Source organism: Rathayibacter sp. AY1C6 (assembly GCF_002931535.1).
GTDB lineage: Bacteria > Actinomycetota > Actinomycetes > Actinomycetales > Microbacteriaceae > Rathayibacter.
Map to the genome: position 1 here is coordinate 1 of NZ_PSWC01000044.1, position 8,380 is coordinate 8,380.

Sequence of the window (8,380 nt, forward strand, 5' to 3'; positions counted from 1 at the left end):
GCTCGGCGAGCTGCGCGTCGCGATCGAGTACGACTCCACCGGCCGTCACGGACTCGAGCACGTCGGGCACCGCGAGGAGGCCGACCGGCGGAAGGACCGCGCGCTCCGCTCCGCCGGCTGGGAGGTGGTGCGCATCCGCACGGGCAAGCTGCTGCCGCTCGGCCCCCACGACCTGGTCGCCACGGGGGTCACGGCCGCGCTAGCGGACCGCCTGGTCGACCGGCTCCGCGATGTCCGCGGTCCGCTGCTCGTCGACGCCTGGGGGCGCTGAGCGCGTCGCGCGGCGGCTGCGGGACTGTCCTCCGGGATCCGTCCCCGTCGCTCCCTCCCCGTCGCGCCGTCCCGGTGTCCGGCTCGGCGGAGCGGGACCCGTGGATGCAGTGCCGGCGAGTGGGAACCGTCGAGTGGGAGCCGGCGAGTCGGAGCGGTCGAGTCGTCGCCGCCGGCTCGCAGCCGACGCGTCAGAGCCGCAGGGCCAGCGCCTCGCTGCGCCAGCGGCGGTGCAGGGCCCAGGGGTCGGGCTCCCCGGCGCGCACGGTCTCGATGTGGGCGTCGAGCACGGGGCTGCGCGCGAACCACTCGGTGCGCTCCAGGCGCTCGTCGGCGAACTGGGCGTGCCGATGCTGCTCGAGTGCTCGCCCGCCGCGCTCGAACGCGAGGAGCTCCTCGTGCCGGAGCCGGTGGAGGCGCTGCCGGGGATTGCCGCTGGTGCCGATCTTGATCCGCTCGCCGAAGCGGATGTAGTAGACGACGTCGACCCGGGGCGGCGGCAGCTCGCCGTCGGGAGCATCGCCGAGCCGCCACTCGCAGGCGGCGCAGAGCCAGGCGGAGGGGAGCCGGACGCCCAGGCGGGACCCGCACGCCGCGCACGGCGAGGGCAGGGCGTCGATCACGCCGTCCTCGCGGGCGACCCAGTCGTGCGCGAGCTCGAGGTGCGCCGCGCAGAGCGCGAGGGGGGCGCCCGTCTCGGCCGAGGAGGCGCACCCTCCGATCGCGCACGCTGACATGCCGCCGACGCTAGGTGCGACCCCCGACATCGCGCCGCCGTCGACCGCGCCGCCGAGAGCACGCAGGAGTCGGAGTGCTCGCTCTCGAGGACGGCGGCATCCGCGCTCGCGGCCCGGCGGATCAGCTCAGGCGGTCGACCAGCGACGAGGCGAGGCCCGTGTAGCCGCCCGGCGTCAGCGCCAGCAGGCGCTCCTTCGCCGCGTCGCCGATGTCGAGACCCTGCACGAAGACGGCGAGGTCGTCGGCACCGAGGCGCTTGCCGCGGGTCAGGTCCTTCAGCAGCGCGTACGGGTCGGTGATCGAGGAGCGGCCGGCCGCCACCTCTGCGCGGATCACCGTCTGGATCGCCTCGGCCAGCACCTCCCAGTTGCCGTCGAGGTCGGCGGCGAGGGCGGTCGGGTCGAGGTCGATCTCGAGCAGGCCGCGGGCGATGTTGTCGAGGGCGAGGAGGGAGTGGCCGAACGCGACGCCGATGTTGCGCTGCGTGGTCGAGTCGGTGAGGTCGCGCTGGAGGCGCGAGGTGACCAGGGTCTGCGCGAGCGAGTCGAGCAGGGCGCTGGAGAGCTCGAGGTTCGCCTCGGCGTTCTCGAAGCGGATCGGGTTGATCTTGTGCGGCATCGTGGACGAGCCGGTCGCCCCGGCCTGGGGGATCTGCCGGAAGTAGCCGAGCGAGATGTAGGTCCAGACATCGGTGCAGATGTTGTGCAGGATGCGGTTCGCGTGCGCGGCCCTGCCGTAGAGCTCGGCCTGCCAGTCGTGCGACTCGATCTGGGTGGTCAGCGGGTTGAAGACGAGGCCGAGGGAGGTGACGAACTCCTCCGCGAGGGCGGGCCAGTCGGTGCCGGGGTCGGCGGCGAGGTGCGCGGCGAACGTGCCCGTCGCTCCGCTGAACTTGCCCAGGTACTCCGTCGCCTCGATCTGCGCGACGACCCGCTCGAGCCGGTACGCGTAGACGGCGAACTCCTTGCCCATCGTGGTCGGGGTCGCGGGCTGGCCGTGGGTGCGGCTGAGCATCGACTCGCCGCGGTAGCGGACGGCCAGCTCCCGGAGCGACGCGACGACCGAGCGCAGCTTCGGCAGCCAGATCTCGCCGACGGCCTGGCGGACCACGATCGCGTAGGAGAGGTTGTTGATGTCCTCGCTGGTGGCGGCGAAGTGGGTGAGCTCGGCGATGCGCTGCAGGCCCAGCTCCTCGAGCCACTGGCGGACGAGGTATTCCACGGCCTTCACGTCGTGGCGGGTGCGGGCCTCGAGGGTCGCCAGCTCGTCGATCTCGGGCTGGCCGAAGTCGCGGGCGCGGCGGCGCAGCTCCTCGGCGGTCGCCGCGTCGACGGGCTCGGAGCCGAAGAGGCGGCGGTCGGTCAGCGCCAGCAGCCACTCGACCTCGACGTGCACCCGCGCGCGGTTCAGCCCCGCCTCCGAGAGGTACTCGCCGAGCGACGAGACGGCACCGCTGTAGCGGCCGTCGAGGGGGCTCAGCGGCTGGGTGGGGAGCGAGGTCATGCGGTGGTGCCTTCCGGTTCTCAGGTGTCCTGCGCGAGGGCGGCGCGCGCGTCGGTGGAGTCGGGGCGGACCGAGCGGTTGCCGCGCAGTCCTGGTTCGATCTGGGCGAAGAGGGCCCGGCAGGCGCGCTCGATCAGCGCGAGCACCGAGTCGAACGCCGCCGCATCGGAATAGTAGGGGTCGGGGACGTCGCCCTGCGGGGAGAGGCCGGGCTCGAAGTCGAGCAGGCGGCGGATCTTCTGCCGGTCGACCTCGGTGCGCGCCCAGGAGCGCAGCGCGCGCTCGTGCCCGTGGTCGAGCGCGACGACCAGGTCGAACTCGGCGAAGCGGGACGGGTCGAAGAGCTGGGCGCGGTGGCGGCCCCCGTCGAAGCCGTGACGCTCCAGCGCCGCGAGGGCGCGGCTGTCGGCGTGCTCGCCGAGGTGCCACTCGCCGGTGCCGGCCGAGCTGATCTCGATCGCGGAGCCGAGCCCCGCCTGCTCCGCCAGGGAGCGCAGCACCACCTCGGCCATCGGCGACCGGCAGATGTTGCCGGTGCAGACGAAGCACACGGCGAAGGCCGAGGGCGCAGGGGAGTCGGGGGTCACCCGCCCATCATGGCGCACCGCGGCTCCTCCACAGCAGGCCGATCGCGGCCGTCGTCCACCGATGGCGCGCGGGGCCTCCCGGGCGGCGGCGGCGCGGCCGATGCTGACTGCCGAGCCCGCGGTGTCAGTCCTGACGGCGGCGGAGGAAGGGGCGCAGGAGGAGGCCGATGAACCAGTTCACCAGGGCGAGCACGAGGGCGCCGAGCACGCCCCACCAGAAGCCGTCCACGACGAGGCCGAAGCCGAAGAGGCCGCTGATCCAGGCGGTCAGCAGCAGCAGGAGGCCGTTGACGAGGAACGAGACCAGGCCGAGCGTCAGCACGTACAGGGGGAACGCGACCACCCGCACCACTCCGCCGACGACGGCGTTGACGACGCCGAAGATCACCGCCACCAGCAGGTACGTGAGGACAGCCGCGGCGGGGCCCTCCTCGTACGGGTCCACGCGCACGCCCGCCACGACCAGGGTCGTGAGCCAGATCGCGACGGCGTTGGTCAGGAGGCCGAGGAGGAGTCTGCTCATGCCTCCACTATCCCCGCAGGCGGGGCGGGCCGCGAGCCGGGGCTCAGGTGAGGGGCCCGCCGATGGTCGGCTCGGGCGCAGGAGTGCAGAGGCGGGGGTCGTCGGCGCAGGTCCGCGGAGGGAGCACCGCGGTGGGCTCGGGCTGCGGCAGGGGCTCCGCCGTCGGCTGCGGGGCCTCGGTCGGCTCGGGGGCGGGCGCGGGTGCCGGCTCCGGAGCCTGGGGATCGGGCGTCGGCTCCTGGGTCGGCTCGGGCGCACTGGTCGGCCGGGGAGCTGCGGGAGGCGCGGGGCGCGGGGGAGGAGCGAATCCGCTGCCCGGCTCCGGGACGAGCGGCTCGCGCGCCTCGATCACGGCGACGGCCAGCGGAGCGACCGCGGCTCCCAAGGCGAGAGCGCTCCGGAGCTGCTCGACCGCGTCGGTCAGCACCGCCCGCCGGGACGTCGATCCGCGACCGGAGGCGAGGGTCGACGTGGCGAGGCCGAGCACGCGCTCGGCCAGCGCCGTCCGCTGCTCCCCGGCCGCGGTCGTCGCGGTGGTGATGGCGTCGGCCGAGACTCCCTCGAGCGCTGCGTTCAGGGATCCGATCGCCACCAGCAGATCGGTGCGGGCCGCGCCCGCGACGGTGCCGTCGGTCGCGGTGAGGAGCGCGAGCGAGTCGTCCCGCAGCGCGAGGCCGGCCTCGCGCGCGGCGGTGTAGGCCGGGGGCGCGGCGACGTCGATGGACGTCTCGCGGAGAGTCGGGGTCGCCTGCGTGCCCTCCGCGGAGGGCGTGCATCCGGTGAGCGCGCCGGCGGCGACGAGCAGGGCGATCGCGGCCGTGGCGCCCCGGAGGAGCGGGCGCGCATCCCCGCGCCACTCGGCTCGCCCTCGACTCCGCATCACTGCACCCTAATCGGGGGACGGCCGCCGTGGGCGCCGGTCAGCGGGGCGGTTCGCGCATCCGAGACCCGGGTCGGCCGCACCTCCGGGCCGCACCGGCGGCGCTCGACCGGTGGGAAGGGGGGCCGGCGCACGCCCGTCGAGGGCGGGGGACGGCGCGCGCGGAACGGCGGGGCGCCCGCCGCCGCGCCGCCTAGCATGGGGCGGGTGACCGACCAGCAGGAGCCTCCCGTCCGCCTCCGCCCCGAGATCCTGGCGCTCCCCGCCTACAAGCAGGGCCGCGCGGCCGCCGCCGACGCCTTCAAGCTCTCCTCCAACGAGAACCCGTTCGACCCGCTGCCCTCCGTGCTCGCGCGGGTCCGCGAGGTGGACGACTTCAACCGGTACCCGGACGCGGCGGCGACCGCCCTGCGCACAGCGCTCGCCGCGGAGTACGGCGTCCCGATCGAGGAGGTGATCGTCGGAGCCGGCTCCGTCGCGGTCATCGCCCAGCTCATCACCGCGGCGGCGGGCCCGGGCGACGAGGTCGTCTACGCCTGGCGCTCGTTCGAGGCGTACCCCTCGCTCGTCACGACGGCGGGCGCCACCAGCGTGCGCGTGCCGCTCCGCGCCGACGACACTCACGACCTCGACGCCATGGCGCAGGCCGTCACCGAGCGCACCCGCCTGCTGATCGTCTGCAGCCCCAACAACCCCACCGGCACCGTCGCCACCGCCGACGACGTCGAGTCGCTCCTCGAGCGCGTCCCGGGCGACGTCCTCGTGCTCCTCGACGAGGCCTATGCCGAGTTCGTCGACGACGAGCGGGCCGTGGACGGCACCCGCCTGCTCGGCCGCTACCCGAACCTCGTGATCGCCCGAACCTTCTCCAAGGCGTACGGCCTCGCCGGCCTCCGCGTCGGCTACGCGATCGGCCACGCGCGGATCCTCGACGCCGCCCGCTCCACCGCCATCCCGCTCTCGGTCACCCGGTTCGCCGAGACCGCGGCGGTCGCCTCCCTCGAGCACCGCGAGGAGCTCCTCGAGCGCGTCCACCGCATCACCCGCCTCCGCGACGACCTCTGGCGGGCGCTGCTCGACCAGGGCTGGACGATCCCGGAGTCGCAGGCGAACTTCCTCTGGTTCGACACCCGCGAGGACACGGCGCGTGCCGCCGAGGTCTTCGAGCGCGCCGGGGTCGTGGTCCGCGCGTTCCCGCCGGAGGGGATCCGCGTCTCCGTCGGCGAGGCGCGCTCTGTCGACAAGCTCCTCAGCGCGGCGGCCGAGATTGTGGCTTCCCTCCCCGAGGGCCACCCCGCGAGACGGATAGGTTAGTCGGGTGGTAGCCACCAGCACGGAGTCGCCGACTGTCCAGTTCCTCTCCGCGGACGGGCGGTTCTCGCCGACCCCCGCGGCCGAGCAGTACGCCTCCTACCTCGACGGGGTGGACGAGGCGCAGCACCGCTCCTTCTATCGCGAGATGGCGGTGGTCCGCCGCTTCGACACCGAGGCCGCGAACCTGCAGCGCCAGGGCCAGCTCGGACTATGGGTCCCGAGCCACGGCCAGGAGGCGGCGCAGGTCGGCTCCGCGTTCGCGATGCGTCCGCAGGACCACGTGTTCCCCTCCTACCGCGAGCACGTCGTCGGCAAGATCCGCGGCATCGACCTGCTCGGCGTCCTCGCGCTCCTGCGCGGCACGACGCACGGCGGCTGGGACCCGACCGACCCGACCAACGGGAACTTCCACCTCTACACGCTGGTGCTCGGCTCGCAGGCCCTGCACGCGACCGGCTACGCGATGGGCCTCACTCTCGACGGAGCGACCGGCACGGGCGACCCCGAGAAGGACGCGGCCGTCGTCGTCTACTTCGGCGACGGCGCCTCCAGCCAGGGCGACGTCAGCGAGGCGATGGTCTTCGCCGCGAGCTACCAGGCTCCCGAGGTCTTCTTCCTCCAGAACAACCACTACGCGATCTCGGTCCCCGTGGCCACGCAGTCGCGCAGCCCCCTCTACCTCCGCTCCTCCGGCTTCGGCATCCCCGGCGTGCAGATCGACGGCAACGACGTGCTCGCGAGCTACGCGGTCACCGCCAAGCACCTGCAGGACGCGCGCTCCGGCGGCGGTCCCCAGTTCATCGAGGCGCTGACCTACCGGATCGGCGCGCACACCTCGAGCGACGACCCGACGAAGTACCGCACCGACGACGAACTCGCCTCGTGGGTCGCGAAGGATCCGATCACCCGCTTCGCCGCGTTCCTGCGGAGCGAGGGCGTGGAGCAGTCCTTCTTCGACGAGGTCGACGAGGAGGCGAAGGACTTCGCGTCCGACATCCGCCGCCGCCTCCTCGCCCTCGAGGTCCCGCCCACGGGCGTCATGTTCGACCACGTCTACTCGGAGCCGCACGTGCTCGTCGAGGAGCAGAAGGCGTGGCTGCAGCGCTACGAAGAATCGTTCGGAGGCGAGTGATGACGATCGACACCAGCACGACGGCCGCGCAGCCGCCCCTCACCGGGTCGCAGCTCGAGTCCATGTCCATGGCCAAGGCGCTCAACGCCGGCCTCCGCCGAGCGATGACGCAGGACGACCGCGTCCTCCTGATGGGCGAGGACATCGGCCCCCTGGGCGGCGTCTTCCGCATCACCGATGGCCTGCACGCCGAGTTCGGGGCGAAGCGCGTGCTCGACACGCCGCTCGCCGAGTCCGGCATCGTCGGCACTGCGATCGGGCTCGCGATGCGCGGCTTCCGCCCGGTCTGCGAGATCCAGTTCGACGGGTTCATCTACCCGGCGTTCGACCAGATCACCTCGCAGCTGGCCAAGATGACCAACCGCCACGAGGGTGCGATCACCATGCCCGTCGTCATCCGCGTGCCCTACGGCGGGCACATCGGAGCTGTCGAGCACCACCAGGAGAGCAACGAGGCGTACTTCGCGCACACCGCGGGCCTGCGCGCGGTCAGCCCGTCGACTCCCAACGACGCCTACTGGATGATCCAGGAGGCCATCGCCTCGGACGACCCCGTCATGTTCTTCGAGCCCAAGAGCCGCTACTGGCCCAAGGGCGACGTCGACCTCAGCGGGTCCGCCGCGCCGCTGCACGCCAGCCGCGTCGTCCGCCAGGGCACCGAGGTCACGCTGGTCGGCTGGGGCCCGATGGTCGCCGTCCTCCTCCAGGCCGCCGAGCTCGCGGGCGAGGAGGGCACGAGCGTCGAGGTCGTCGACCTGCGCTCGCTCTCCCCGATCGACTGGGAGCCGCTGCTCGCGTCGGTCCGCAGGACCGGTCGGCTCGTCGTCGCGCAGGAGGCGTCCGCGAACGTGAGCCTCGGCTCCGAGATCGCGGCGACCGTCACCGAGCGCGCCTTCTTCTCGCTGGAGGCGCCGGTCCTCCGGGTCGCCGGCTTCGACACCCCCTTCCCGCCCGCCAAGGTCGAGAAGCTCTTCCTCCCCGACGTCGACCGCGTGCTCGAGGCCGTCGACCGCTCGCTCGCGTACTGACGCGCGCGACATCCGCCCGCACGAGCCCACAGGAGTCCCCCCGATGACAGAGCAGTTCCTCCTCCCCGACGTCGGCGAGGGCCTCACCGAGGCCGAGATCGTGGCCTGGAAGGTCAAGGTCGGCGACGAGGTGGCCGTCAACCAGGTCCTCGTCGAGATCGAGACCGCCAAGTCGCTCGTCGAGCTCCCCTCGCCGTTCAGCGGCACCGTGGTCGACGTGCTCGTCGACGAGGGCCAGACGGTCGACGTCGGCACCGCGATCATCACCGTCCAGGCCGGAGCCGGCTCGATCGGCTCCGAGGTGCCCGCGAGTCGTACGTGTCCTTGACGAAGGGGACGAGCTCCTTCTTGGCGTACTTCGACGCGTGGCGGCGGCTCTTCTCGAGCACGGAGGCCGCGTGCGCC

The 8,380-nt window shown here is 73.3% G+C and carries 8 protein-coding genes and 2 pseudogenes; 5 read left to right on the forward strand and 5 right to left on the reverse strand.

The genetic code is table 11. From position 1 onward, the window contains the following. A pseudogene (locus tag C5D36_RS16365) lies at nt 1–271 on the forward strand (hypothetical protein); the annotation flags it as partial. Nucleotides 272–461: 190 nt separating this feature from the next. Here C5D36_RS16365 and C5D36_RS16370 read toward each other — a convergent pair. The 5 genes from C5D36_RS16370 to C5D36_RS16390 form a co-directional block, all read right to left on the reverse strand. After that, complete coding sequence (locus C5D36_RS16370; protein ID WP_104296284.1) at nt 462–1,007, reverse strand: GIY-YIG nuclease family protein; 546 nt, start codon at nt 1,005–1,007, stop codon at nt 462–464. A gap of 121 nt (nt 1,008–1,128) precedes the next feature. After that, the gene (purB, locus tag C5D36_RS16375) at nt 1,129–2,511 is read right to left on the reverse strand and encodes an adenylosuccinate lyase (protein ID WP_104296285.1); all 1,383 of its coding nucleotides are present in this window, start codon (nt 2,509–2,511) and stop codon (nt 1,129–1,131) included. A 20-nt stretch (nt 2,512–2,531) separates the two neighbouring features. Next, nucleotides 2,532–3,098 (reverse strand): low molecular weight protein-tyrosine-phosphatase, encoded by a 567-nt coding sequence (locus C5D36_RS16380; protein WP_181027248.1) that lies wholly within the window; start codon nt 3,096–3,098, stop codon nt 2,532–2,534. Between the two features lie 124 nt (nt 3,099–3,222). Continuing rightward, a complete protein-coding gene (locus C5D36_RS16385; protein ID WP_104225199.1) occupies nt 3,223–3,621 on the reverse strand; it encodes a phage holin family protein in 399 nt (132 codons plus the stop codon). Nucleotides 3,622–3,664: 43 nt separating this feature from the next. After that, the gene (locus C5D36_RS16390) at nt 3,665–4,501 is read right to left on the reverse strand and encodes a hypothetical protein (RefSeq protein ID WP_104296286.1); all 837 of its coding nucleotides are present in this window, start codon (nt 4,499–4,501) and stop codon (nt 3,665–3,667) included. A 198-nt stretch (nt 4,502–4,699) separates the two neighbouring features. Between C5D36_RS16390 and hisC the strand changes: the two genes are divergently transcribed. From hisC to C5D36_RS16410, 4 genes and pseudogenes are all read left to right on the forward strand, one after another. Further along, nucleotides 4,700–5,815: a histidinol-phosphate transaminase gene (gene hisC / locus C5D36_RS16395; protein ID WP_104296287.1), complete on the forward strand. Its 1,116-nt coding sequence runs from the start codon at nt 4,700–4,702 to the stop codon at nt 5,813–5,815. A 4-nt stretch (nt 5,816–5,819) separates the two neighbouring features. Beyond that, the gene (locus C5D36_RS16400; protein ID WP_104226633.1) at nt 5,820–6,947 is read left to right on the forward strand and encodes a thiamine pyrophosphate-dependent dehydrogenase E1 component subunit alpha; all 1,128 of its coding nucleotides are present in this window, start codon (nt 5,820–5,822) and stop codon (nt 6,945–6,947) included. Nucleotides 6,948–7,009: 62 nt separating this feature from the next. Further along, nucleotides 7,010–7,975 (forward strand): alpha-ketoacid dehydrogenase subunit beta, encoded by a 966-nt coding sequence (locus tag C5D36_RS16405; RefSeq protein WP_181072938.1) that lies wholly within the window; start codon nt 7,010–7,012, stop codon nt 7,973–7,975. 43 nt (nt 7,976–8,018) lie between these two features. Further along, nucleotides 8,019–8,288: pseudogene (locus C5D36_RS16410) on the forward strand (biotin/lipoyl-containing protein); the annotation flags it as partial. Nucleotides 8,289–8,380 lie beyond the last annotated feature (92 nt).